Origin of the sequence: Kribbella sp. NPDC051587, from assembly GCF_044453945.1 — a bacterium.
Taxonomy (GTDB): domain Bacteria; phylum Actinomycetota; class Actinomycetes; order Propionibacteriales; family Kribbellaceae; genus Kribbella.
In genome coordinates this window covers 265,426-289,854 of record NZ_JBITDE010000004.1, presented here as the reverse complement: position 1 = coordinate 289,854, position 24,429 = coordinate 265,426, and the positions used below count along the sequence as shown (strand labels likewise).

The 24,429-nt window shown below is 67.7% G+C and carries 24 protein-coding genes and 1 tRNA gene; 6 read left to right on the top strand and 19 right to left on the bottom strand.

From position 1 onward, the window contains the following. The first annotated feature begins 119 nt into the window (after positions 1–119). Positions 120–193 (top strand) — tRNA-Met (locus ACIA49_RS17030). Positions 194–236: 43 nt separating this feature from the next. Here ACIA49_RS17030 and ACIA49_RS17025 read toward each other — a convergent pair. Together ACIA49_RS17025 and ACIA49_RS17020 are read right to left on the bottom strand one after the other, a co-directional pair. After that, a complete protein-coding gene (locus ACIA49_RS17025) occupies positions 237–1,847 on the bottom strand; it encodes a protease pro-enzyme activation domain-containing protein (protein WP_396378108.1) in 1,611 nt (536 codons plus the stop codon). Between the two features lie 213 nt (positions 1,848–2,060). After that, complete coding sequence (locus tag ACIA49_RS17020) at positions 2,061–2,849, bottom strand: endonuclease/exonuclease/phosphatase family protein (protein WP_396378107.1); 789 nt, start codon at positions 2,847–2,849, stop codon at positions 2,061–2,063. 31 nt (positions 2,850–2,880) lie between these two features. Here ACIA49_RS17020 and ACIA49_RS17015 point away from each other — a divergent pair, with 31 nt between their 5' ends. Beyond that, the gene (locus tag ACIA49_RS17015; RefSeq protein ID WP_396378106.1) at positions 2,881–3,456 is read left to right on the top strand and encodes a DinB family protein; all 576 of its coding nucleotides are present in this window, start codon (positions 2,881–2,883) and stop codon (positions 3,454–3,456) included. Here ACIA49_RS17015 and ACIA49_RS17010 read toward each other — a convergent pair. From ACIA49_RS17010 to ACIA49_RS16950, 13 genes are all read right to left on the bottom strand, one after another. Then, positions 3,440–4,033, bottom strand: a complete 594-nt coding sequence (locus ACIA49_RS17010; RefSeq protein WP_396378105.1) for an O-methyltransferase — start codon at positions 4,031–4,033, stop codon at positions 3,440–3,442. The genes ACIA49_RS17015 and ACIA49_RS17010 overlap by 17 nt on opposite strands. Before the next feature lie 3 nt (positions 4,034–4,036). Then, positions 4,037–4,360: a putative quinol monooxygenase gene (locus tag ACIA49_RS17005; protein ID WP_396378104.1), complete on the bottom strand. Its 324-nt coding sequence runs from the start codon at positions 4,358–4,360 to the stop codon at positions 4,037–4,039. A 10-nt stretch (positions 4,361–4,370) separates the two neighbouring features. Next, positions 4,371–5,324, bottom strand: a complete 954-nt coding sequence (locus ACIA49_RS17000; RefSeq protein ID WP_396378103.1) for a proline racemase family protein — start codon at positions 5,322–5,324, stop codon at positions 4,371–4,373. 9 nt (positions 5,325–5,333) lie between these two features. Next, positions 5,334–5,510: a hypothetical protein gene (locus tag ACIA49_RS16995; protein WP_396378102.1), complete on the bottom strand. Its 177-nt coding sequence runs from the start codon at positions 5,508–5,510 to the stop codon at positions 5,334–5,336. A gap of 366 nt (positions 5,511–5,876) precedes the next feature. Further along, a complete protein-coding gene (locus tag ACIA49_RS16990; protein WP_396378101.1) occupies positions 5,877–6,509 on the bottom strand; it encodes a nucleoside/nucleotide kinase family protein in 633 nt (210 codons plus the stop codon). A gap of 132 nt (positions 6,510–6,641) precedes the next feature. Then, positions 6,642–7,319, bottom strand: a complete 678-nt coding sequence (locus ACIA49_RS16985) for an urease accessory protein UreD (RefSeq protein ID WP_396378100.1) — start codon at positions 7,317–7,319, stop codon at positions 6,642–6,644. Further along, complete coding sequence (gene ureG, locus ACIA49_RS16980) at positions 7,303–8,022, bottom strand: urease accessory protein UreG (RefSeq protein ID WP_396378099.1); 720 nt, start codon at positions 8,020–8,022, stop codon at positions 7,303–7,305. The genes ACIA49_RS16985 and ureG overlap by 17 nt, the downstream gene beginning before the upstream one ends. Next, entirely contained in the window at positions 8,015–8,686 is a 672-nt protein-coding gene (locus tag ACIA49_RS16975; RefSeq protein WP_396378098.1) for an urease accessory protein UreF, read from the bottom strand. The genes ureG and ACIA49_RS16975 overlap by 8 nt, the downstream gene beginning before the upstream one ends. Positions 8,687–8,834: 148 nt before the next feature. Beyond that, complete coding sequence (locus ACIA49_RS16970; protein ID WP_396378097.1) at positions 8,835–10,538, bottom strand: urease subunit alpha; 1,704 nt, start codon at positions 10,536–10,538, stop codon at positions 8,835–8,837. A 515-nt stretch (positions 10,539–11,053) separates the two neighbouring features. After that, positions 11,054–11,416, bottom strand: a complete 363-nt coding sequence (gene ureB / locus ACIA49_RS16965) for an urease subunit beta (RefSeq protein ID WP_396378096.1) — start codon at positions 11,414–11,416, stop codon at positions 11,054–11,056. A gap of 10 nt (positions 11,417–11,426) precedes the next feature. Further along, a complete protein-coding gene (locus tag ACIA49_RS16960; RefSeq protein ID WP_396378095.1) occupies positions 11,427–11,729 on the bottom strand; it encodes an urease subunit gamma in 303 nt (100 codons plus the stop codon). After that, positions 11,726–13,363 (bottom strand): purine-cytosine permease family protein, encoded by a 1,638-nt coding sequence (locus ACIA49_RS16955; protein ID WP_396378094.1) that lies wholly within the window; start codon positions 13,361–13,363, stop codon positions 11,726–11,728. The genes ACIA49_RS16960 and ACIA49_RS16955 overlap by 4 nt, the downstream gene beginning before the upstream one ends. Positions 13,364–13,466: 103 nt before the next feature. Then, positions 13,467–13,862, bottom strand: coding sequence for a MarR family winged helix-turn-helix transcriptional regulator (locus ACIA49_RS16950; RefSeq protein ID WP_396378093.1), 396 nt, complete (start codon positions 13,860–13,862; stop codon positions 13,467–13,469). Between the two features lie 89 nt (positions 13,863–13,951). Here ACIA49_RS16950 and ACIA49_RS16945 point away from each other — a divergent pair, with 89 nt between their 5' ends. Then, complete coding sequence (locus tag ACIA49_RS16945) at positions 13,952–15,019, top strand: substrate-binding domain-containing protein (RefSeq protein ID WP_396378092.1); 1,068 nt, start codon at positions 13,952–13,954, stop codon at positions 15,017–15,019. A gap of 108 nt (positions 15,020–15,127) precedes the next feature. Here the strand turns inward: ACIA49_RS16945 and ACIA49_RS16940 are convergent, their stop codons facing one another. Continuing rightward, complete coding sequence (locus ACIA49_RS16940) at positions 15,128–16,489, bottom strand: FAD-dependent monooxygenase (RefSeq protein ID WP_396378091.1); 1,362 nt, start codon at positions 16,487–16,489, stop codon at positions 15,128–15,130. 97 nt (positions 16,490–16,586) lie between these two features. Here ACIA49_RS16940 and ACIA49_RS16935 point away from each other — a divergent pair, with 97 nt between their 5' ends. Continuing rightward, a complete protein-coding gene (locus ACIA49_RS16935; RefSeq protein WP_396378090.1) occupies positions 16,587–17,201 on the top strand; it encodes a TetR/AcrR family transcriptional regulator in 615 nt (204 codons plus the stop codon). 1,254 nt (positions 17,202–18,455) lie between these two features. On the opposite strand, the gene ligD is transcribed toward ACIA49_RS16935, so the two are convergent. Genes ligD through ACIA49_RS16920 form a run of 3 tightly spaced genes read right to left on the bottom strand, consistent with a single transcriptional unit; the run spans position 18,456 to position 22,071 of the window. Then, a complete protein-coding gene (ligD, locus tag ACIA49_RS16930; protein ID WP_396378089.1) occupies positions 18,456–19,421 on the bottom strand; it encodes a non-homologous end-joining DNA ligase in 966 nt (321 codons plus the stop codon). Positions 19,422–19,460: 39 nt separating this feature from the next. Beyond that, positions 19,461–20,582, bottom strand: a complete 1,122-nt coding sequence (locus tag ACIA49_RS16925) for a branched-chain amino acid aminotransferase (protein WP_396378088.1) — start codon at positions 20,580–20,582, stop codon at positions 19,461–19,463. Position 20,583: 1 nt separating this feature from the next. After that, entirely contained in the window at positions 20,584–22,071 is a 1,488-nt protein-coding gene (locus ACIA49_RS16920) for a multiprotein-bridging factor 1 family protein (protein ID WP_396378087.1), read from the bottom strand. On the opposite strand from ACIA49_RS16920, the gene ACIA49_RS16915 reads away from it, so the two are divergent. Together ACIA49_RS16915 and ACIA49_RS16910 are read left to right on the top strand one after the other, a co-directional pair. Then, complete coding sequence (locus tag ACIA49_RS16915; protein ID WP_396378086.1) at positions 22,070–22,462, top strand: hypothetical protein; 393 nt, start codon at positions 22,070–22,072, stop codon at positions 22,460–22,462. The two genes, ACIA49_RS16920 and ACIA49_RS16915, sit on opposite strands and share 2 nt — an antisense overlap. A 127-nt stretch (positions 22,463–22,589) precedes the next feature. Further along, a complete protein-coding gene (locus tag ACIA49_RS16910) occupies positions 22,590–24,368 on the top strand; it encodes a chitinase (protein WP_396378085.1) in 1,779 nt (592 codons plus the stop codon). Positions 24,369–24,429 lie beyond the last annotated feature (61 nt).

The window sequence follows — 24,429 nt, the reverse complement described above, 5'->3', positions numbered from 1 at the left end:
TGGTTGCACCTTCTTCGATGCAGCAGCCGAGGCTGATGTCACACACTTGCTACGGCCGTGACGCGATCGATTTGGTTGCGCATCGGCCATCGCCTAGACTTACCAACGTAAGGAAGCGGCGCGGGGTGGAGCAGCTCGGTAGCTCGCTGGGCTCATAACCCAGAGGTCGCAGGTTCAAATCCTGCCCCCGCTACTTTCCGAAGGCCCGGACCATCTGGTCCGGGCCTTCGTCGTTCTCACCTGGGGCTGAGGCGCAGGGCCAGGGTGAAGAACAGACCGTTCGGGGTGCCGATGCCGGTCATCGTGTCGTAGCCCTTGGCGGTGACCAGGTCGGTGCCGGGACCCTGGTAATTGAAGAACTCCAGGCTCGGGCTGTAGTCGGGCGTTGCCGGGAGGTAGGCGACGCGGTTCTGCTGCGGTGTTTTGGCAGTGAGCGGGAGTACGTCACGGATCGCTGGGGTGCCGTGCAGCCGGTAGAGCACCGGGTTGATGAACCCGAAGGGCGCTCGCCGGCCTTGCTGGGCGCCGGCAACGAGTCCTGCGATCAGTGGGGCGGACAAGCTGGTGCCTGCGGTCGACTGCGTCTGGTACCGACCGTTGTCGTCGGTGTGGCCGACCAGCATGCCCGTGTTCGAGTCGGCGACGGCGGAGATGTCAGGCGTCACGCGGTTGACGACGGTCTTGCCGTGGACCCGGACGTGTGACATCGATGCCGGTACGACGCCCTTCTGATAGGCGGGCTGTGCATATGCGAGGCTGGTGCCGCCACCGGCTGCGGAGCCGGCGCCCAGGTCGTTCCACTTGCCGCCGTCGAGTGACACGTCGTTGCTCGACCACCCGGTCTCGAACACGCGCTCATTCCGCTTGCCGAGGCCCAGCGTCGTACCGCCGACTGCAGTTGCGAACGGCTCCTCTGCGACCGCGTCGACAGAGGCTGAGTCGCCGGATGAGAAGTACAGGCCGACACCCTCGGCTGCGGCCCGCAGTGTGAGCGCATGCAGGGTCTTCGTCGAGGCGGGGTCGCCGGGGAGCCCCCAGGAGTTGGAGACGATGCTGGCGCTCGGCTTGTGGCCGTTGCCGATCAGTACGCCGTGCACGGCGTTCAGGAGTCCCTCGACCTCGTCGCATCCGTTGCCGACGACGACCAACTGGTTCGCGTGCGGCGCCATCGCGTAGACCGCCTGCGAGTCCATCTCCGACTCGTCGTCGTACCGGCTCGCGCTGCGGGTACTCGGTGCGCTGCACGCGTGCCCCACGGTCTGCTCCCGGTACTGACCCGGCCTCAGCGCTGGCAGGCCGCTGCGCTTGGCCCACTCCTGCATGGTCTTCTGCATCGCGGTCCCGAACCCAAGCTCGGTCAGAGCCACGGTCTGACCCTTACCGCTGAACGCAGGCGAGACGCCGTACGCGGTGCGCAGTTGCTTGGCGGTGTACCCGCAGATCGGCAGCGGCGCCTTGGTCAGCCCCTTGTACGCCGGTTTGAAGCTCTGCACGTGCTCCGCCCAATACTGCGAGCAGACCGGTGCCTTCGCCGAGGCCGCCGCGGCCAGCGCGCGCGAACTGCTCAACCCGGTCACCGCAAGAACATCCGGACCGCCTATCGACTGCACCCTCGAGACAGGTCCGGTTGCCGACACAAAGTCACGCCCACCACTGACCTGTACGTCGCTCAGTCCAGCAGCCGTCAGCTGATCAGCAACCGCCTTGGCCGCCGCCTCAGTAGGTCCGAACCGAGCCGTGTACTCAGCCGGACTCAAGTACCGATGGAACTGGGCACTCCCCGCTGTAGACACCGCCAACGCGAACCGCTCGGCCCCAGCCGCATCCGGCTTCAGCCACACCTGCACGCTCCGCACCTCAGCCTCACGCACCACGCCCCGCCCGGGCACCCCCAACGCCGCCCCGGCAACTACAACCGCCGTGCAACTCACCAGGGTGACAACAGTCCTGAGCACAATTCCTCCACGCTCCGTGATCGACCCACTACCGATCTATCACCCTAGGCTGCCACCTGATCCTTCACGTCTTCTGTAGATCAAGGTCCCGAATCAGACCGATCTCTAGAGGGTGAGGGTGGCTTGTAGGCCGAGGTGGTCGGAGAGGTAGTCGGGGCCGCCTGGCATAGGGAGGGGGGTGGTGAAGGTGAGCTGTGTTGTTTTGACGGTGATTGATGGGGCGGAGAGGAGGAGGAAGTCGATGCAGTGGGCGGGGCGGCGGGGTCTGAGGTAGGCCTCGTGGAAGGTTGGCTGGCAGTTGTCGCCGAAGGTGTTGAGCAGGCCGGTTTCCTGGATGAAGGTGCGGAAGAGGGGGCTGTTGCTGGCGATGTTGAAGTCGCCGGTGATGACGGCCGGCTTGTCGAGGGCTGCGACTGCGTGGGCGAGTGTTGTGAGTTGCTGGTGCTGTAGGCGGTAGTAGCGGTTCGTTTCGGACCAGTCGCCGTCGAAGTTGGCCAGCAGGTGAGTGTCGAGCACAGCCACACCAGCGAGGTGTGTGACGAGCACGCCCTTAAGCCGTGCCTGTAGTCGCGAAGAGCGGGGAAGCCCGACCACATCAGCTGCGGCTGGCAGTGGGAAGTGCACATACGTGGTCCGGGCGATCGCCGTACGGGAGAGCGTCACCAGCCCACCTGCTGGACCAGCTACTGACCTGCGGAAGCTGACGAACCGGTACGACGGCATCCCGCGAACGAGCTGCCTGAAGTGGTAGTAGGTCAGCACCTCTTGGAAGTTCACGACGTCGACGTCGGATGCCTCGAACACCGCACCGATCGCGGCGTACCGCTCACCAAGCCGCGAACCGCGCAACGGCATACCGCGAGTGTTGAGCGAAGCGACTGTCAGCCGGACCACTGGTTACCTCCACGGTGTCTAGGGTGTCCGCATGACTGATCCGAAGACGATGCTGCAGGACTACCTCCGTGAGGCGCGTAGTGCATTGGAGTGGAAGCTCGACGGACTCACGGAGTATCAGATCCGGCGGCCGCTGACTCCCACCGGCACGAACCTGCTCGGTCTGGTCAAGCACCTCTCGATCGTCGAGGCCAGGTACTTCGGTGACACCTTCCACCGGACGTTCCCGGAGCATCTGCCGTGGTGGGAAGACGATGCTGAGCCGAACGACGACAGTTGGGCCACCGAGCACGAGTCCCGCGCGGAGATCGTCGACCGCTACCACCGTGTTTGCGCCCACGCCGACGCGACCATAGCCGCGCTACCCCTCGACGCGCGCGGGCACGTGTCCTGGTGGGGGAGCCCCGATGTCACTCTGCACTCGATCCTCGTCCATGTGCTTGCCGAGACCAGCCGCCACGCGGGCCACGCCGACATCTTGCGGGAGAACCTGGACGGGGCGACGGGCATGCTGCCGGGGAACTCCAATCTGCCCGACCACGATGCGGCCTGGTGGGAAGCCAACTACGCGCGCATCGAGGCGGCCGCCGTTAGGGCCGGCGGGTAGCGACGAGGGTGCAGAAGTCTGGCGCTAGCCGGAGTTCTGTTGCCAGGAGGTTGGGGTGGGTGAGCCAGGCGAGTCGCTCGGCGTCGACGGCGCCTTCGTGGATTGGCGGCCATTCGGTCATCGGAGTGAAGTCGTCGTTGACCACGGTGCCGCCGGGGCGCACTAGGAGCGAGGGGTCGGTGCCTGAGCCATCCGTGAGGCTCCCGCCGCCGTCCAGCACCAGTAGGTCGAACGGCGCCCGGTCGGCGATGACAGACCAGTCGCCGGTCACGATCTCCACGTCGGCGACTCCTGCGAAGAGCTGTCGCACCCGAGCGGCTTGCTCCGCGTTGCGCTCGACGCTCACGATCCGTACGCCGGGTCGTCGGCCGCACACCAGCCACGCGAGACCGACCCCGCACCCCGTGCCGGTCTCGCCGATCACGCTGTCGGCTCCGGCTGCCAGTGCCATCAGCAGCCGCCCCTGCTCGAGGCGGCAAGACGAGGTGAACCCGAGCTCAACGGCCAGGCGCACTGCGGCAGTGACCAGTTCAGGGACGTCAGCGCCCGCGTAGCTCTGAGTACCCGCGATCGACATGAGCTACTTCACGGCGAGTTCGCCGAGCTCTGACCAGTCGTCCTGGGGGACCTTGAAGTTGACGATGCGCGGAGTCTCGACCAGGTACGGCGGGAGGTCGCGCTGGGCCGCCTTGAAGTGGTCAGAGGTGACGTGGGCCGTGGCGGCGTCGTCGTCGGCGAAGGCCTCGACCAGGACGTACTCGTTCGGGTCGTCCAGGGAGCGGGACCAGTCGTACCAGAGGCAGCCGGGCTCGGCGCGGGTGGCCGCGGTGAAGTCGGCGGCGATGGACGGCCAGTCCTCTGCGGACTCGGGCTTCACACGGAACTTCGCGGTGATGAAGATCATGGGTCTGACGTTAGCGCAGGGTGAAGCCCGTGCCGAGGGGGTCGAGCGGGTCGAGAGTGAACGTGCTGGTGCCAGTCCGGTGCGCCAGGCCGGACACCTCGGTCAGGACGCCGGCTGGTGTCTCGGAGAGGATGCGGCCGCGGAACGTCGTACCGACGATGGAGTCGTGTGTCAGCACCTGGCCGGCACCCAGCAGGCCGTCGGCGTGCAGGAGCGCGAGCCGGGCTGATGTGCCGGAGCCACAGGGGGAGCGGTCCACCTGCCCGTCGGCGAAGACGGTCACGTTGCGCTGGTGCAGCGGCCCGAGGTCGTCGTACAGGATGGTGCCGTAGATGCCGTTCAGTCGCGGGTCGGTCGGGTGTACGGCGACGTCGTTCAGGGCCCACTTGATCTGGCGGCCGATCGCGATCAGATCGGCGTAGTGCTCCGGTATGACGGCCAGTCCGACGGAGGCCGCGGACACAGAGGCGTAGAAGGCTCCACCGAAGCTGATGTCTGCGACGACACCGGCGACGGGCACTGAGCGTGCCAGCACGTACGACGGCACGTTCTGGAACGTCACCTCGGAGGACGTCACCCGAGCCACCACGCGCCCGGACGGTACGTCGATCACTACCTCGGTGACGCCATCCGGCGCAGCGGGGACCAGACCGCTCTCCACTGCCCAGACGCCCAAGGCGATCGTCCCGTGCCCACAGGCGGTGGAGTAACCGTCCTTGTGCCAGAACAGCACGCCGAAATGCGCACCTGCATCATCCGGCGGTACGACGAAGCACCCGTACATGTCGGCATGCCCCCGCGGCTCATTCACGAGCAACTGCCGTACGGCGTCGATAGCCGGTGTGGACTGCGCTGTGAGCCGCCTCTCGGCCACTGTGGAGCCAGGAACGACCGGACCGCCGTCAGTGACGATGCGGAAGGGCTCTCCAGCGGTGTGATAGTCGACAACGCTCACAGGCTCCACATGGGCAGCCTATGCGGCACGCCGAGCGGTCAGCAGTGCACACCGCAGCTTGGCCTTGTCCGGGTAACCAGCGGCGAGACCGATCTCGTAGACGTCGTGGCTGCGCATGTTCACCATTGCTGCGACGTACCAGACCGGGTTCCCCTCGGCCAGCATGGTGATGATCATGGTGGTGGTGGCGTTCATCCTGACCCTCTCCTCTGGTTGCTCTTACTGATACGTCGAACCAGCGCCCCGGGAATTGACACCACCGCTCGGAAAGTTTGCCGGGAAAACGAAGCGCCCCGGTCGATGACCGGGGCGCTTGTCCGTGTGGGTCCCGGGGGGAGTGGGACCTCCACACGTTGGGGGGGACCTGGACAGTAACAACCTCCCGGGGTCATGTCCGAACTATTTCGCTCGTTCCCGAAACACTGTCCGCTGAGCGGTGCGTTTCGTGCGCTCAACGGCGGGTCCGCTTCCGGGGCAGCGAACAGTGTGCAGATGCCGTTGTTTCCGACCGGTATCCCGGTCAGAAACCTCCGTGCCGTTTCAAGCAGTGGAGTGATTGGCTCAGCTGAGCTGGACGATCGCGTCCGCCGACTTCGCCGTCGCCGCGATCAGCTGGGCGTTGCGTTCGTCGCTGCCGAAGGTGCGCTCGTGCGCCTCCTCCTTGGAGCGGCCGAAGTGCATGTGCCGAGCTTCGAGTCGCTGGTGCCTCAGCTCCTCGGGTACCTCGACGTACCAGCACTGGTCGAGCACCGTGCGGACAGTTGCCCACGGCATCTCATCGAGCAACAGATAATTGCCTTCGGTCACGACCAGGCTGACCTCCGGTGCGACTCCGATGCTGGCGGCGATCGAATCCTCGAGCCCGCGATCGAAACGCGGTGCCCAGATCGGCTCGGTCGGTGCGTCCTTCAGCCGTTTGAGCAGGGCAAGAAACCCGTAGCCGTCGAAGGTGTGCGGCGCGCCCTTGACTTCCGCGAGCCCAAGCTCCTCGAGCACGGACTGCGCCAGGTGGTACCCATCCATCGGCACCAAGGCCACCTTGTGTCCCGCAGCGGTCAGCCGCGCGGCGAGGTGCTCGGCGAACGTCGACTTGCCCGCGGCCGGCGCTCCACAGATGCCCAGGATCCGTCGTTCACCACTGGTCGCCAGCTCAACCGCCAGGTCGAACGCGGCCTCCGAATCAAGTGTGCGCACCCGCCGATCCTAGAACGCCCCGGCGCGCAGCCGCCCCCTTTGCGCATGGGGCGGACCGCCACCACTGACCAACCCGCTCGACCGGGTGATTACCACGCTCAGCTGAGCCTGGCGTAGCGGTCTCCGACAGGGTTAGTGGGTGGCTGGGGTCCGCCCCAGGTCGCTCTCGTGTTGCTGGTCCACCAGCCGGCGGGCGATGGAGCCGCAACCCTCCAGCTGCAAAACGTGCGGGGCCTCGGTCAGGCGATGGCCGAGCGCGGTCACGGTGTCGAGGCAGCGGGACCGGCCGAGGATCGCCCATCCGGTGCGGTTCTCCGGGCTGAGGTCGAGGTCCTCCGCGAGCAACAGCTCCGACCCGACCCACGCGCGGGTCTGGGTCTGCAGGCTGCCGCCGACTTCGCCGTACCGGCCGAGGACGAGCGACTCGCGGATCTCGGCCGTGCAGCCTCGTTGCAGGCGCACTGTGGTCGATCGGGTGACGTCCGCGTCGGCAGCGACCACGAACGGTTCGCCGTACCACTGCAGGCTCGCGCCGTCGGTGAGCTCGACCGCGACGTCCCACCGCGCCGACGAACCCCGCATCGCGTACGCGACCGTCCCGGCCGTCTCGACGATCTCGAGGCGGATCGGGCCGGACACCACGACCTCGATCCGCACCTGATCTCCGGCGAGCAGCAACGCACCGGCTGCCACCAGGGCAACCCGTACGACGCCGGGCGGCCCGGGGAGTCGACGCGGCGACAGGTGATCCGTGATCAGCACACAGCGGTCGCGAACCGGATCAGCGGCGACCTCAATGCGAGTGGGCATGGGTGTGCGAGATCATGACGCCGTTCTCGTCGATGTGGGAGTGCGGTGCCATCGGGCCGGGGTCGACCGGGGTGTGGCCGCCGTCGCGGACGACCTTGGTCATCGCCAGCACCCACTCCTTCAGGCCGGCCACCGACGCCGGGTCATGCCGGGAGAGCGCGAGGACCGGCTTTCCGCCGCGCGCGGCCTCGGCGTCTTTCACCATCTGCTCGACGTCGACGCCGACGTACTGGGCGAGGTCGGTCTTGTTGACCACCAGCAGGTCGGCGCGCGCGATGCCCGGGCCGCCCTTGCGCGCGACGTCACCGCCGCCGGCCACGTCGAGCACGAAGATCTGCGCGTCGACCAGGGCGGGGGAGAAGGTCGCGGTCAGGTTGTCGCCGCCGGACTCGACCAGTACGACGTCCAGTGGGGCGAAGTCGCGTTCGAGATCCTCGACGGCGATCAGGTTCGGCGTGACGTCGTCGCGGATGGCGGTGTGCGGGCAGGCCCCGGTCTCGACGGCGCGGATGCGCTCGGGGTCGAGTACGCCGGCCGAACGGAGCAGGCGGGCGTCCTCGTCGGTGTAGATGTCGTTGGTGATGACGCCGAGGCGGAGTTCGTCGGCGAGTTCGCGGCAGATGGTCGCGATCAGCGAGCTCTTCCCGGTACCGACCGGTCCGGCGACGCCGAGCCGGAACGAACGGGTCGTGGTGTCAGGCATGGAACAACCTCATTCTTTCGATGGCATGCTGCTCCGCGAACTGGTCGATCAGCGGTGCGCCGCCGGAGGGGATCTTCTCGATGTCGGTCAGCGGCGCGACGTCGCTGACGAGCCGTTCGATGTCGTCGTGCAACGCCGCGAGCCAGGTGACTGCGATGGCTGGGTCTCCGGGCAGGAGCTTGAGCGAGGCCGCGATCACGGTCTGCGCGTCGTCGTACGCGACCAGCCGCGCGACCTGCTCCGCTGACAGCCCGGTGACGGCGCCAATCACGCCGATGACGAGCGGGCGCGCGATCTCGCTGTCTCTGGGGAGGTGGTTCAGTACGTCGGGCCAGACCCGCTCGGCCAACCGCAGATACGCCCGGCCCTGACGTCGCGACGCGGTCCGCAACGCGCGGCTGGGTGTCCGCGCCGCCCACGCTGTCTCGAGTTCTGTGAGGGCCTGACGGTCCGGGTTGTGCCGAGCCAGTACGGCGACCGCGGCCTCGGTGCGGGCGACCGTCCGGAGGCGGTCGCGGGCGTACTCGCCGACGTCGGCCAACTGCTTGCCGTCGGCACCTAATCCCGCGCGGACGGCCGGCTCGAGTCCCGCCGACTGCGTGTGACCGCCGGTGGGCAGCCGCCCGTCCGCCAGCATCAACGCGACAACCTCGGGCGAGCTCACCCGACCACCCCAAGGACGGCTGGCGCTTCGCAGGTGGTGACGCGCCGACCGCGGCCTCCGCGCCGGCCCGGATCGACCGGTCCGCGTGATCGGCGAGTCGCCCGACTTCCGCCGTACCGGCTGGTGCTGGGTAATGCGAGGGTGTTCATCAGAACATCGCGTAGAGCTGGGCGAGCGGGAGGACCGCGGCGGGGGAGGGCTCGACGGGGTCGCCGTCGACCGCGATCGCGAACGTCTCCGGGTCGATGTCGATCGTCGGCAGCGCGGAGTTGTTCTTCATGTCCGCCTTCCCGATCTCGCGCGTCGGCCGTACGCCGGCCAACCGCCGACGCAACCCGAGTCGGCCGGCCAGCCCGTCGTCCAGCGCCGCCGGCGATACGAACGTCACCGACAGGTCCGCGCCGATCGCGTCCCCGAACGACGGCCGCATCAGCACCGGCTGCGGGGTCGGGATCGACGCGTTCGGATCACCCAGCGCGGCCCACGCGATCGCGCCGCCCTTGATCACCAGGCGCGGCCGGACCCCGAAGTACTGGGGATCCCACAGCACCAGATCCGCCAGCTTCCCGACCTCCACCGAACCGATCTCGTGATCGATGCCGTGGGCAATGGCCGGGTTGATCGTGTACTTGGCGACATACCGCCGGGCCCGCTCGTTGTCGGCCGGCAACCCACCGTCGAGGGCACCACGCCGGTGCTTCATCACGTGCGCGACCTGCCAGGTCCGCGTGATCACCTCGCCGATCCGGCCCATCGCCTGCGCGTCCGACGACGTGATCGACAACGCGCCCAGGTCGTGCAGGATGTCCTCGGCCGCGATCGTGGTCGCGCGGATCCGCGACTCGGCGAACGCGAGATCCTCCGGTACGTCGGGGCTCAGATGATGGCAGACCATCAGCATGTCGAGGTGTTCGGCGACTGTGTTCACCGTGTGCGGCAGCGTGGGGTTGGTCGAGCCAGGGATGACATGCGGGTACGCCGCGATCGACAGGATGTCCGGCGCGTGACCACCACCGGCCCCCTCCACGTGGAACGCGTGGATCGACCGGCCCGCGATCGCGCCGAGCGTCGATTCGACGAACCCTGCCTCGTTCAGGCTGTCCGCATGCAGGGCGACCTGCAGCCCCCAGTCGTCGGCCGCGCGCAACGCGGTGTCGATCGCCGCCGGTGTCGAACCCCAGTCCTCATGCACCTTGTACCCGGCCGCGCCGGCCAGCGCCTGCTCGGCGAGCGCCTCCGCGCTGACCGTGTTTCCCTTGCCCAGCAGGAGAACGTTGAGCGGGTACGCGTCCAGACTCCGGTGCATCTGCTCGAGGTGCCACGCACCCGGCGTCACGGTCGTCGCCTTCGAGCCCTCGCTCGGCCCGGTCCCACCGCCCGCCACCGTCGTGATCCCAGTCGCCAGCGCCTCATGCAGTTGCGACGGCGACAACAGGTGCACGTGCGAGTCGAACGCGCCCGCCGTGAGGATCCGTCCCTCACCCGCGATCACATCCGTCGACGGCCCGATCCGCAACGCCGGATGCACGCCGTCCGCGATATCCGGGTTCCCCGCCCGCCCCAACGCAACGATCCGCCCATCCCGAATCCCCACATCAGCACGAACGATCCCCCACCAGTCCAGCACCACCACATTGGTGATGACCGTGTCCGGCGCACCCTCCGCCCGAGTAGCCGTCCCCTGAGCCATCGACTCCCGGATCGACTTCCCGCCCCCGAACACAACCTCCTCACCCCCAACAGTCCGGTCCTCCTCCACCTCGATCCACAGATCCGTATCAGCCAGCCGAACCTGATCCCCCACCGTCGGCCCGTACAACGCCGCATAAGCCGACCGAGAAATCTCAACCACGGTGCGACACCCGCCTCATGCACTCAGCAGCTCTTGCGATCGTCCGTCGCCGAGGTCCACGATCCAACCCGGCGCACGTCCCCACGAACGAGGCGCCTCCGGCCGCGCGGAGACGATCGACTCGCAAAATGTCCTGAGCCGGACGCGGGGCGCCGAGGAAGAAACCAGCGCCTGCGACGATCTCGCGGTGGCTGCTGGTGTAGGTCGCCGACGGAGTCTCCGGTCCTAGACCTCTCTCCCGTGTGCCGGAGAAGGAACCAGCGCCTCCAGCGACCATGCGGTGGCTGCTGGTGGGGGTCGGCGAGGGGGTCGCGGGCGCCGGATCTCCCTCCCGGTCACCCGGACGTGCGGTCGCGTCTGCCGTTCGCGTGTGGTGCCGATCGACTCGGATCGCGTCTTGTACGACCTCACTCGTGTGTGCCGGGCGTCCGGCGCGGCCCGCGGTGATGGTCGGGGCAGGCCAGGTCCGGTGAGTGGCCGACGTAGACGCCTGAGGTGCGACCGCGGGCGTGATCTCACGCATCTCGCTTCACCTGGATTCCGGGGACGTGGCGGGCGCCTTTGAGGGCGACCAGGTTGACCTCGCGGGATGCGCCGGGCTCGAAGCGTTGCGACGTACCGGAGGGGATGTCCAGGCGGAAGCCGGCGGCGGCCTCGCGGTCGAAGGCGAGGGCGGTGTTGGCGTCGGGGAGGTGCAGGTGGGAGCCGATCTGGACGGGGCGGTCGCCGGTGTTCACGATCACCAGCCGCAAACGCTCATCCGGAGTGCGATCCGCGTTGAGAACGATGGTGCCGGGCCGGATCCGCAGGGCACCGGGGCCGGGCGGCGGTGTCTGCGTCCCCTGCTCTTCCTGACTAAGTCTACTCGGCTCTGTCATCGGGGCCGCCTTAAATGATGGGGTTGTGGATAGTGACGAGTTTGCGGCCGTCGGGGAAGGTGGCTTCGATCTGGACGTCGTGGAGGAGTTCGGCGACGCCGGGCATGACCTGGTCTCGGCTCAGGACCTCGCGGCCGGTGTGCATGAGGTCGGCGACGGCGGCGCCTTCGCGGGCGCGTTCGATCACCCACGTGCTCAGCAACGCGACCGCCTCGGGGTGGTTGAGGAGGACTCCCCGGGCCAGCCGGTCGCGGGCGACCATGCCGGCCACGGAGAGGAGGAGCTTCTCCACGTCGGAGGGGGTGAAGTTCATGATTGCGATGGTAGGACGTGGTCGGCGACCTTGTCGGTGCTCAGGCACAGGGAGCAGACGGCGGCGTCGTGGGTGAGGCAGGCGGCCATGTCGGGGCGCTCGTAGTCCTGGCGGCAGACATGACACGTCAGTACGTCGCCGGACGGGTTGCCGTGGTCGTCGTACATGGGCAGGTCGAGTCCATCGTCGGTACGGCGTAAGTAGAACTTACCGCGAGTCGCCACCGCCAGCACCGGAGGCAGGACGAGGGCAAGCCCGATCGCGACCAGCGGCGAGTACGGCCTGATCCCCTCACCGAGCCCACCGAAGAACACCAGGATCGACACCCCGGCAGCGACACCCATCGAGACGAACCCGACCGGGTTGACGGCGTACAGCATGCCCCGCCGGAACTCGGGGTGCAGCGGCGACAGCTTCAGCAGGTACTTGTTGAAGACGATGTCAGAGGCAACGACCACGATCCACGCCATCCCGCAGTTCGCGTAGAACCCGAGGATCGTGTTGAGGAAGTCGAACATGTTCGCCTCCATCAGTACCAGCGCGATCAACAGGTTGACGGCCAGGAACACCAGCCGGCCCGGGTAGTGCCGGGTCAACCGCGTGTACGAGTTGGTCCACGCCAGCGAACCCGAGTACGCGTTCGTCACGTTGATCTTCACCTGACTGATCACGACCAGTACGACGGCCAGCGTCATCGCGAGCCACCCCGGCAGGAACCCGCGGTAGATCTCGAGGAACTGATGCACCGGCTGGTTCGCGATCGCCGCCCCGCCGTCGACCTGAGCAATCACATAGACCGCCAGGAACAATCCGATGACCTGCTTCAGCGCACCGAAGATGACCCAGCCCGGGCCGGCCAGCAGCATGGCGGTCCACCAGCGGCGCGAGTTCTCGGGCGTCTTCGGCGGCATGAAGCGCAGGTAGTCGATCTGCTCGGCGATCTGCGCGATCAGTGACAGGCAGACACCGGCCGCGAGCAGCATCGAGCCGAAGTTCGCATCCGGCCCGTAGTCGAGGAACGTCGAGACCGAGTCCGGGTGCGACACGACCAGATACACGAACGGCAGCACCATCAGGATCAGCCAGAGCGGCGTCGTCCAGACCTGCAGCGTCGACAGCACCTTCATCCCGTAGATCACCAGCGGGAAGATCACCAGTGTGGAAACGGCGTACCCGATCCACACCGGGATGCCGAGCCCCAACTGCAGACCCTGCGCCATGATCGAGCCTTCGAGCGCGAAGAAGATGAACGTGAACGACGCGAAGATGACGTTCGTGACGACCGAGCCGTAGTACCCGAAGCCGCTGCCGCGGGTGATCAGGTCGAGGTCGATGTTGTACCGGGCGGCGTAGTACGCGAGCGGCAGACCGGTCGCGAAGATCACCACCGCGAAGATGCCGATGCCCCACAGTGCGTTCGTGGTGCCGTACGAGATGCCGATGTTCGCGCCGATCGCGAAGTCGGCCAGGTAGGCGATCCCGCCGAGCGCGGAGACGGCGACGACGCCGGTCGACCAGCGGCGGTAGCTGCGCGGCGCGAACCGCAGCGTGTAGTCCTCAAGGGTCTCGCGGGTCGCGGCCGACTGGGTCGGTTCGACAGTGCTGCGATGGTCGAGCGAGGGTTCAACAGACATGGCGGAACTCCTGGCGGCACCTTCGGGCGAGTGGTGCTCCGGTGGCCCGGCGACGCTGCCGGCAGGGGATGCACCCGAATGGAAGGAACCTAGGAAGCGCGTGTTACCGCCGTGTTGCCGATCCGCTACGTTCGTGTATTTCCATCTGGAAGTAATCCGCGAGCTCAGCCTCAAGCTCCCGCTGTACGGCGCTCAGCCGCGCCGCGACCGTGGACCCGACCGGCGACAGCGCGGCGACGATCCGGCGTTTGTCGGCCGCGTGGACCCGGCGCAAGATCAGCCCGCGCTCGACCAGCTTGTCCACATGCCGCGTCAGGCTGGCAGCAGGCAGTACGGCGGCCTCGGCCAGCACCGACATCGGCTGGCCCGGTTCCTCGTGCAGCGCAGCCATGATCCGCCACTGCTCGATCGTCAGCTCGAACTCGTCGAGCAGCTCCTGCAGACCGAGCTCGATCCGGCGCTCGGCGCGCTTGAGCAGTAGGAGCAAACTGGTCGGCACGGCACCCCCTCGGTCTACGTGGTGGGAAATATAGCTCTTCGCTCGAAGTTCCGCCTCCGATTCGGTCACACTGAACGCTGGAGGTAACAGTGCGCCGTACGGACGTGGTCTCGATCGCCTTCGTCGTTCCCCGGCAAGGCCCGACCGGCCTCTACGGACCCTCCTGCCTCGCGTGCGGTCAACTCGCAGTCGAGCAGCTCAACGCCTGCAACGGCATCGCCGGGCGACAGATAGAGCTCGTGTACGTCGATGCCGGCCGCGCGCCGGAGGCGGTCGCGGACGAGGTCGGGCGGCTCGTGGACAGCGGCCGCGTCGATGCGGTCGCGGGCTGGCACATCTCCGCGGTCCGGGTCGCGCTCGCGCGGCGGATCGGCGGGCGGGTCGTCTATGCGTTCGCCGCGATGCACGAGGGCGGCGACGATACGCCCGGAGTGTTCCTGTTGGGAGAGCGTCCGGTCAATCAGTTGCTCCCGGCAGCGGCCTGGTTGCGTGAACACCATGGTGCGCGTCGATGGGTTGTCGTAGGCAACGATTATGTCTATCCCCGCGTGACCGGCTCAGTGGCCCGAGAGGCCTTGCAGGACAAGGGTTCCGAGATCATCCACTCTGCCTATGTTCCGCTCGGTACGTCGGACTTCCGCGGCGTACTGGATGAGCTGCGGACGACGCCGGCCGACGGCGTGATCATGCTGCTGATGGGACAGGATGCGGTGCACTTCAACCGTCAGTTCGCCCGGGCCGGGCTGAGTGATCGGCTCCTCCGGCTCAGCCCGGCGATCGAGGAGAACACGCTCCTCGGCGCCGGTGCTGGTGCCAACGACGGATTGTTCGCGGCGGCGGCGTACTTCGATGGTCCGCATACGGTCGAGAGTGGTGAGTTCGCGCGGACCTACTACGCCCGGTTCGGGCCGTTCGCGCCGGCGCTGAACGCGGTGGGTGAGTCCTGCTACGAGGCGATTCGCTTCCTGGCTCGCCTCGGTGAGGTCGCGGGCTCGATCGACATCGGCTCGGTGGCGGCATTGCGGAGCGGTCATTTCTACGACAGCCCACGCGGCCTGATGCGGCTCGACGGGAACCTGGTCGACCAGGACGTCTACCTCGTCGCGGCCGACGGCCTCGAATTCACCATCCAGGAGCAGATCACCCACATCTGCTGAGGCCTCGGCCGCGGGCGATCTGCGCAACGACAGGGCGTATACGTCTGCGACGACGCTGGGGCCGCTGCAGCTACGTATACGACTACCTCCTGTCGTTCTGCAGGGAAATCAGGCGAGGTAGCCGTCGGGGCGGATGAGGATCTCGTCGCCGTCGGCCGCGTGGTAGGCGGCGTAGGCGGTGGGGGAGGTGTAGGCGCCGGGGCCGAAGTCGACGGTGTGCGGGTGGGTGGCCGGGGTGGTAGGGGCGAAGCGGAGGAGGGTTTCGTGGGGTCCGCGGAAGAGGTCGAACAAGCGCAGCTCGTTGCCGTCAGCATCGATCAGTACGGCGTCGGGGGCGCGGTCGCCGGAGGTGATCGGGCGGGTGTCGGTGCGGTCGCGGTAGGAGATGTCGAGCTGGCGGGTGTTCTCGCCGCGGTCGAGGGCCGACTCGTCGCCGTCGAGGTGCTTCTGCATCAGGTCCTCGCTGATGCCGAGGACGCGGGCCGCGTTGGTCCGGCGTTCGGGCTCATAGGTCGCCAGGATCTCCTCGCGGCCGTCGGCGAGTTTCCAGCCGAGGTTGTAGGCATCCCCGATCCCGGTGTTCAGGCCCTGGCCGCCGGTCGGCGGGTGCACGTGCGCGGCGTCGCCGGCGATGAAGACCCGGCCGACCCGGAAGCGTTCGGCGAGCCGGACGTTCGGGCGCCAGACGGTGACCCAGGTCAGGTCGCGCAGCTTGGCGAAGCCGGGGCCGGCGTAGGTGTCCATCAGGTCCTGGAGGACCTCGAGGCTCGGCTCCCGGTGCTCCTCGACGATCGGTGAGGCGAGCTGGAACTGGTCGCCACCGGACAGCGGCATCAGCACGATGCCCTGCATCGGGTTCTCCCGGTGGGCGAACCAGTACGACTTGTCGTGGTCGAGTCCGTCGGCGGAGACGTCGCCGATCAGCACCTTGATCGACTCGTCCGTCGTGCCCTCGAAGGCGATCCCGAGGTGCTTGCGGACGAAGCTGGCGCCGCCGTCGGCCCCGACCAGGTAGGTCGCCCGGACGGTCTCGCCGGTCGACAGTTCGGCGGTGACGCCGGTCGCGTCCTGGGTGAACCCGACGATCGCCGTGGCGAGCTCGACCTGGACGCCGTACTCGGCCAGTTTGCTGCGCAGGATTTCTTCGGTGCGCGACTGCGCGAGCATGCGCCCGTTCGGGTAGGGGATGTCGGCCGTGGGCTCGACGAGCTCCCGCATCTGGCGCTGGCCCACCTCGACGCCGTCCAGGTGGATGTGGACCGTCGATCCGTCGATGCCATGGCGGATGACTTCGTCCACGACGCCGAGATCGTCGAACACCTCGAGGGTGCGCGGCTGCAGGCCGTCGCCGCGGGATCCGGTGAAGAACTCGGTCGCCTTGTCGACGATGCGGACGGCGAGGCCGCGGCGGGCGAGGTCAATGGCGAGGGTGAGGCCGGTCGGTCCGGCGCCGGCGATGAGGACGGTCATGATGATCTCCTTGACTGAATTATGATTCACTGAATCTGGATTCAGCATGAACCTGGTTAGGGTTCGGTGTCAAGGAGCCGGTGTCGAGGAGGTAGGCGTGACGGAGACCGCGAGCCGCCGGGAACGGGCGGCGGGAACCGAGGCCGCGCTGAAACAGGCCGCCCGGGAGGTGTTCGCCGCGCGCGGATACCTGAACACGAAGATCACCGACATCACCGCGGCCGCGGGGCGCGCGACAGGCTCGTTCTACAACCACTTCGCCGGCAAGGAAGAGCTGCTCGAGGCGCTGCTGAAGGACATGCTCGCCGCCGCGGACCAGCGCGTCCTGGACATCTCGGGGCACGACAACGACTTCAGCAAGCGCTCGGCGATCCGCTGGCACGTCGCGATGTACTGGCAGTTCTACCAGGACCACCTGCCGGAGATGATCGCCGTGAAACAGGCCGCCATGCTCGACCCGGACCTGGGCCGCCGCCTCCGGAGGATCATGGCCGACGACGACGCCCACATGACCGGCCACCTGGCGCAGCTCCCGAACCCACCAGCCGATCCCGCCGCGGTCATCACCGCGATGAACGCCCTGCTCGAAGGCTTCGCCTACACCTGGCTCGTCGTGAACCCCGCCAACGGCCAAACCATCGCCCCGGAAGTCGCCATCGACCTCCTCACCGACCTCCTCCACCACGGCCTAGCCGGGTCCGCGGACCGCTAACACTCACCAACTACCTGTACGCCGCGGTCCTCCCGCCTGAACATGGTGACGAACTGGGCCGTTCAGGAGGTTGGTGAGTGGGGGCGGTCCGCCTGCGCTCGCCTCTCCGGGCTGGGCGCGGCTGCGCCAGTACGGCGCCGAGTGGTTGCTCGCCACCGCACTTCACCTGGACTCGTCGTGGGCTTGCACCCCACATCGTGCCCTTCGACAAGTTGTGACCTGTTCCCGCCCACCGGTTCCTGTTCAAGCCCGCGGTTGGTGGCCCGTACGGGGTGATGGTCGCCCGCCGGTTTCGGTGCGGCCGAGCCGGTACGGCGAGGTGGTTGCTCGCCATTCCGACTGCGGCCGGAGACGTCGGCTTGTGGTTGCTCGCCGCTGCGGCCGATTTACAGTGGCGGTCGGCTGGTGTCGGCGCGGGGCTGAGGGGGATGGATCCGTCGGTGACCACGGTTCCCGTTGTCCGAGCTTCCGGGTTGTGGCTGAGGAGGCGGTGGTTCGGTCGGTGGCCGCGTTCCCGTTGGTTGGGCTTCCGGGTTGTGGCTGATGTCCGGGGCATGCGCTAGTCGGTAACTTTTGGGCGCTATGCGCCGAAAAGTTGACGCTTAACGAGCAGACGAGCCGGTGCGCGCGTCAATTGCCGAGTTTGAGGGAGTCGGTGACGAAAATGCACCACTGAGCGAAGCCGCCAGGCGCGACAGCATCCCAAGCACCCCGGGCGTCCGCCATCTGATGGGTTACCCCACGAGGTGGTGGGTTCTGGACTCGCATGCGGGTGCAGAACCCACAAGCTGATGGGTGAACCCACCAAATGAGGATGGCCGGTGAGGGCCTGTGGGGGCGTTCGCCACGATGGGTCACTTTGCCGGCCTCCTCGCTACCAGCCGCAACCGAAGCCCGGAAGCTCAAGCAACGTGAACCGTGGTCGCCGACCGAACCACCGCCTCCTCAGCCACAGCCCGGGAGCTCGGACAACGGGAACCGTGGTCACCGACGGATCCATCCCCCTCAGCCCCACGCCGGACGCCAGCCACGCGCCACTGTAAATCGGCCGCAGCGGCGAGGACCTCAAGACACGTCTCCGGCCGCAGTCGGAGTGGCGAGCAACCACAAGCCGACGTCTCCGGCCGCAGTCGGAGCGGCGAGCAACCACAAGCCGAAGTCTCCGACCGCAGTCGGAGTGGCGAGCAACCAAGGCATACGTCTCCGGCCGCAGGTGGAGCGGCGAGCGACCGAGCGCCGTACGGGGTCGGCCGGTTAGTCCTCTGGGGGAGGGGGTTCTTCGGCGCCTTCGCGTTCGTCGCGGTCGGCCCACTCCAGGAGGGGCGCCAGTTTGTACGACGTGTCGTCGATGGTGGCGTGGAGGTCGCCTAGGTCGGCGAAGCGGGAGGGGACGGTTTCGATGGTGAAGGACTTGGGGTCGACGGTGTCGATCTCGTCCCACGTGATGGGGGTGGAGACGGTGCCTTCGGGGTTGCCGCGGACCGAGTAGGCGCTGGCGATCGTGTGGTCGCGGGCGTTCTGGTTGTAGTCCACGAAGAGTTTCTTGGGGTCGCGATCCTTGCGCCACCAGGTGGTGGTCACGTCGTCGGGGGCACGTCGCTCCACCTCACGCGCAAAGGCCAACGCAGCCCGCCGTACGTCGCCGAATCCGTACTCGGGCTCGACCCGGACGTAGATGTGGATCCCCGAACCGCCGGACGTCTTCGGGTAGCCCGTGATGCCGAGGTCGTCGAGCACCTCGTGGACGACGTGAGCGACGCTGCGGACCCGGTCGAAGGGGCAGTCGGGCATCGGGTCGAGGTCGATCCGCCACTCGTCGGGCTTCTCGGTGTCGGTACGACGGGAGTTCCAGGGGTGGAACTCGACTGTCGACATCTGCACGGCCCAGGCCACGTGGGCGATCTCGGTGACGCACAGCTCGTCGGCGGTGCGGTTGTACCGCGGGAACTTGACCTGCACGGTCTCCATCCACGGCGGTGCGCCGTTCGGCAGGCGCTTCTGATGCACCTTGTCCCCGGAGACTCCGGAGGGGAATCGGTGCAGCATGCACGGCCGCTCCCGCAGTGCCCGGACGATGCCGTCGGCCACGGACAGGTAGTAGTTGACCAGGTCCAGCTTGGTTTCGCCGCGGGCAGGGAAGTACACCCGGTCCGGATTCGAGATCCGGACCGTCCGCTCGCCGACCTCCAGCTCAACCGCCGGAGACTTCTCCTTGGCCATGTCCACAACCTAACCGCAGCCACAGACAAACGGCAGGTACTACGCTAGCCGCGTCAGCCAACCGCGCGTGTCGGGCACCCGGCCGTACTGGACGTCGAGCAGCGCGGCGCGGATCTTGGCGGTGACCGGGCCGGTCTCCTCGCTGATGGTCAGGTCGCCGTCGGGCCAGGCCAGGCGGCCGATCGGGGTGATGACGGCGGCTGTCCCGGAGGCGAAGACCTCGGTGATCTCGCCGGTCCGGACGCCGTCCTTCCACTCGTCGGCGGAGATCCGGCGCTCCTCCACCTCGTGCCCGAGGTCGGCTGCCAGGTCGAGAACCGAGGCGCGGGTGACCCCGGCGAGGATCGAGCCGGACAGCTCCGGGGTGACGATGCGGCCGTCGGCGTACACGAAGAACATGTTCATGCTGCCGATCTCTTCGAGCCACTTGCGCTCGATGGCCTCGACGAAGGCGACCTGCTCACAGCCGTTCGCGACGGCCTCCGCCAGGCCGACGAGGCTGGCGGCATAGTTGCTGCCGCACTTGGCCGCCCCGGTCCCGCCGGGCGTCGCGCGCACGGTGGAGGTGGTCAGCCAGATCGAGACGGGCCGGGGGCCGGTGTCGAAGTACGGGCCGGCGGGTGACGCGATGACGCCGAACAGCACCTCGTGGGCGGGCCGCACACTCAGTGCGGCCTCGGTGGCGATCATGTACGGCCGCAGGTACAGGCTGGTCTCACCGTCGGTGGACGACGGCACCCACACCTCGTCCACGGTCACCAGTGCCCGGAGTGCCGCGACGAACGCGTCCTCAGGCACCTGCGGCAGTGCGAGCCGCTGAGCGCTCGCAGTGAACCGGGCGGCGTTACGGTCCGGCCGGAACGCCCACACCGATCCATCTGCATGCCGGTAGGCCTTCAGGCCCTCGAAAATCTCTTGTGAGTAATGCAGTACGGCGGCGGCCGGGCTCACCCGAAGGGGTGCGTACGCCGTCACCTTCTGGTCGTGCCAGCCGCGGTCGAGCGTCCAGTTCGCCACCACCATGTGGTCGGTGAACTTCAGACCGAAGGTCGGGTTGGCCAGAATGGCCTCCCGTGCCTCGGCACTGGCCGGATCACTCCGCAGCTCCACTGCAAAGTCCCACACGTCATTCGCCGTCGTTTCTGCAGTCACCCCCGGCACGCTACTCCCGACCGCGGCCCCACGACGACTCGCTGCCCACAGTGCGGCCGGTCCACGCGCGCCGAGCCGTCAGCAGCTCGAGGTCGTGCAGGCCGGCCAGCCGTGGCTCACGCTTGCGAGTGCTGGTCAGCACGCGCTCGGCAGCGGCATACACGTACGTCGTGTGCCACTCGTCCGGCAGCTCGATCAGCACCCGCATGGCGGTCGCCAGCGCCGCCCCTCCCTGGCCACTGCCGGTGAAGCACTCGGCCATCGCCAGCTCCAGCAGGGCCCGCTGCTCCAACCTCTCGCTGGGGCAGAGCTCCAGTGCGCGCGCGAACATCAGACAGCCGGCCGTCCAGTAGCCGAGGCTCGCGCAGACGCTCCCTTCCACTGCAAGCACCTCGTACGGCGTCCAGCCACCGCCGGTGCTTGCCGTAGGCAACTCGTTGGCGTGGCCGAGCACCTGTGGCAGCAGCACGTGAGCCTCGACGACACGATCGAGCTCGGCGAGGACTCGTGCCCGCGCCGAGCGGGCCCTGAGCATCCAGTCTGCACGGAGTGGTTTTTGCTCGGCCAATGTCACCGCGTCGTCGGCCAGCATCAGAAGCTGCGGCAGCGTGCGCCCCTCAGCAAGCCCACTGGTCGCCTCGCGACTGTGAACGAGACTGCGCAGACCGGGCTCGCCGAGTGCTTCGGCCAACTGCCGGGCGGCCCACCACCAGCGCCTGGCCTCGCCGGAGCGCCCGCAGGCGGTGAGAGTCTCCGCGATCGAGAGACTGAGCTCTGTCTGCCGGGCCTCATTCGCTGCCTGGCGCCCGGTCTGCAGCGCATTCAACTCACGCACCAGCTCGGGCAACCGCTGCGTTGCGGGGAGACACTGCAGACCGCCGAGCCACTCCGCCCAATCTGCCTCCGGGAAGTCAGCCGCCTCGGGCCAGGAGGCCGCCAGTTGTTGCCAGACTGCGGTCAACGGATCCAGCTGAATCGCGGGTGCGGCGGGTCGGGGCTTGGGATGGGTCCGGCGATAGATCTCGGCCAGCCGGTCGCCGGTGCCGAGCTCGCCGTCGCAGCGGCGCGCCAGGTCGGCCGATCCCGGGCGCTGGCCGCGCTCCACCTGGGACAGGTAGCTGTGGTCGAAGCCGACGCGGCCGGCGAGTTGGCGCAGGCTCAAGCCGGCCGCCTGCCTGCACTGTCGCAACTGCGGGCCGAACGCCGGCCTGCCGGATGTAGTAGCTGTAGCTGATGCGGTGGATGTGGTTTCGGTCCGGGCCTCGGTCACAGGATCGCCCCCGTTCGTGCTGCGGGCCCTCCGGCCCGCTCGCTGGTACGCCTGGTGGTTGCGGTGCGTGGCGTGAACGCTACAAGGCCTCTCCGACAAAACTGGTGGTGTTGGGCCGGTAGACGTGTGGGCTGCTGTGGGGTGTGGGGTGTGGGGTGTGGGCTGTTCGGGGAGCCCACTGCTCACACCTGGTGGGGCAGGTCGCAGGTGGGCAAAGCTTGTTGGCATGAACACGATGCGGCGGCAGGCTCGGCTCTTTCGGCTGGTGCGTCATGCCGACGCGTCCGGGCTGCGGGGGACCGGCACGCTGGCCGAGGGGGTGGAGTGGTCCGACGGCTCCGTTGCGCTGCGCTGGCGTGGGCCTTGGGCGAGCACCTCCAGCTGGGATCGCATCGAAGCGCTCCTCGCCGTGCACGCCACGGACGGGCGCACCTTGCTGCACTGGTGGTCCGAGCCGGCTCCGGTGCCCCGAGCCGAGACTGCTCCGAGTGCTGCCATTGACCCGAGCGCTGCTGTTGCCCCGGTGCCGAGCGCCGCGGTGTGGTTGCCGGCGCCCGGGGCGGACGGTTTGTGCTCGCGCTGTGGCCGGTTCTGGCCGTGTCTCAGCTGTGGGCCCTGAGTCTGCCGCGACCGCCCTGACCTGGCGGTTATCGGACAGGTCGGCAATCCGACAGGCCAACGCATTGACCCCGGAGTTATAAAGCCTCTCTACTAAATGCACCCCAACCGCCCCCGGGAGGTCCACCATGCGTTCCTGGCGTTCACGGTTCCTGACTGTCCTCGTCGGATTACTGCTGGTGGTCGTCGGCGGAGCCCAGACGGCGCAGGCGGCGAACATCCTGACCAATCCAGGCTTCGAGACCGGCTCGCTGAGCGGCTGGACCTGCTCGGGCGGATCAGTCGTCAGCAGTCCGGTGCGCTCCGGAGGCTTCGCGCTCAACGGTGCAGTGTCGAGCGGTGACTTCGCCCAGTGCAGCCAGACAGTCACAGTGCTGCCCAATACGGCGTACACGCTGTCTGGCTGGGTGCGCGGCTCTTATGTCTACCTGGGCGTCACCGGCGGCTCCTCTACCTGGACGCCCTCGGCCGCGAGCTACACGCAGCTGAGCGTCTCGTTCACGACCACGGCGAGCCAGACGTCCGCCCAGATCTACGTCCACGGTTGGTACGGACAACCGGCGTACCAGGCTGATGACATCAACCTGGACGGGCCTGGCGGTCCGTCCAACCCAGGGGCACCAGGTGCGCCAGGGACGCCGAGTGTGACCAGTACGACGAGCAGCGCGATCGGACTGAGTTGGGGCGCAGCCACCGGCACGGTCACCGGGTACCGGGTCTACGAGGGCGCGAGCGTCGTACAGACGGTGACTGGTACGACGGCGACCGTCAGCGGACTGGCAGCGTGCACTAGTCACAGCTACACAGTTGCCGCATACAACAGTGTGGGGGAGTCGACCAAGTCCGGTACGGCGTCCGCCACGACCAGTGGCTGTACTAACACCGGACTGCCGAAGCATGCGTTGATCGGTTACCTGCATGCGAGTTTCGCCAACGGCTCCGGGTATCTGCGGATGGCCGACGTACCGAGTGAGTGGAACATCATCAACCTCTCTTTCGGGGAGCCGACCTCGGCCACCTCCGGGGACATCCGGTTCAACCGCTGCCCGGTGAGCGAGTGCCCGAATGTCGAGAGCGATGCGGACTTCCTGGCCGCGATCAAGGCCAAACAGGCCGCAGGCAAGAAGGTGCTGCTCTCGATCGGCGGCCAGAACGGACTGGTCCAGCTGACCACCGCCGGCGCCCGGGACACGTTCGTGAACTCGGTGAGCGCGATCATCGACCGCTGGGGTCTGGACGGGCTGGACGTCGACTTCGAGGGCCACTCGCTCTACCTGGACCCCAGCGACACCGACTTCCGTAACCCGACCACTCCGGTCGTGGTGAACCTGATCTCCGCACTCAAGTCGCTCAAGGCGAAGTACGGGTCGAAGTTCGTGCTGACGATGGCACCGGAGACGTTCTTCGTGCAGATCGGCTACCAGTTCTACGGTCCGGGCACGAACGGTGGTGACGCCCGGCGCGGGTCCTACCTGCCGGTGATCCACGCACTGCGGGACTCTCTCACCGTCCTGCACGTCCAGGACTACAACTCCGGTCCGGTGACGGGGCTGGACAACCAGTACCACACCATGGGCGGTGCGGACTTCCACATCGCGATGACCGACATGTTGAAGGCGGGCTTTCCGGTGGCGAACACCGGGCAGACCTTCCCCGGTCTGCGGGAGGACCAGCTCGGGTTCGGCACACCTGCCGCGACCAGTGCCGGCAACGGGTACACCGCACCGGCCGCCGTACAGCAGGCTCTCGACTGCCTGGTGAAGGGACAGAACTGCGGTGGCTACACCCTGCGGGGCGGCGCCTCACCGGCGTTCCGTGGACTGATGACGTGGTCGATCAACTGGGACAAGTACTACAACTGGGAGTTCCGGAACAGCCACGCCCCGTACCTTGCGGCCCTGCCCTAACGGGAGCCGTGAGCCCGGCCCCGTCGTTCGGTCCGCGCCCCGCCCCCGCGGACCGAACCGG

Coding starts and splice junctions, on each gene's coding strand:
- ACIA49_RS17015 (WP_396378106.1), top strand. CDS start 2,881: ATGACTGATCCGAAGACGATGCTGCAGGACTACCTCCGTGAGGCGCGT.
- ACIA49_RS17010 (WP_396378105.1), bottom strand. CDS start 4,033: ATGTCGATCGCGGGTACTCAGAGCTACGCGGGCGCTGACGTCCCTGAA.
- ACIA49_RS17005 (WP_396378104.1), bottom strand. CDS start 4,360: ATGATCTTCATCACCGCGAAGTTCCGTGTGAAGCCCGAGTCCGCAGAG.
- ACIA49_RS16995 (WP_396378102.1), bottom strand. CDS start 5,510: ATGAACGCCACCACCACCATGATCATCACCATGCTGGCCGAGGGGAAC.
- ACIA49_RS16985 (WP_396378100.1), bottom strand. CDS start 7,319: ATGCCCACTCGCATTGAGGTCGCCGCTGATCCGGTTCGCGACCGCTGT.
- ureG (WP_396378099.1), bottom strand. CDS start 8,022: ATGCCTGACACCACGACCCGTTCGTTCCGGCTCGGCGTCGCCGGACCG.
- ureB (WP_396378096.1), bottom strand. CDS start 11,416: ATGACAGAGCCGAGTAGACTTAGTCAGGAAGAGCAGGGGACGCAGACA.
- ACIA49_RS16960 (WP_396378095.1), bottom strand. CDS start 11,729: ATGAACTTCACCCCCTCCGACGTGGAGAAGCTCCTCCTCTCCGTGGCC.
- ACIA49_RS16955 (WP_396378094.1), bottom strand. CDS start 13,363: ATGTCTGTTGAACCCTCGCTCGACCATCGCAGCACTGTCGAACCGACC.
- ACIA49_RS16940 (WP_396378091.1), bottom strand. CDS start 16,489: ATGACCGTCCTCATCGCCGGCGCCGGACCGACCGGCCTCACCCTCGCC.
- ligD (WP_396378089.1), bottom strand. CDS start 19,421: ATGGCCAAGGAGAAGTCTCCGGCGGTTGAGCTGGAGGTCGGCGAGCGG.
- ACIA49_RS16915 (WP_396378086.1), top strand. CDS start 22,070: ATGAACACGATGCGGCGGCAGGCTCGGCTCTTTCGGCTGGTGCGTCAT.
- ACIA49_RS16920 (WP_396378087.1), bottom strand. CDS start 22,071: ATGCCAACAAGCTTTGCCCACCTGCGACCTGCCCCACCAGGTGTGAGC.
- ACIA49_RS16910 (WP_396378085.1), top strand. CDS start 22,590: ATGCGTTCCTGGCGTTCACGGTTCCTGACTGTCCTCGTCGGATTACTG.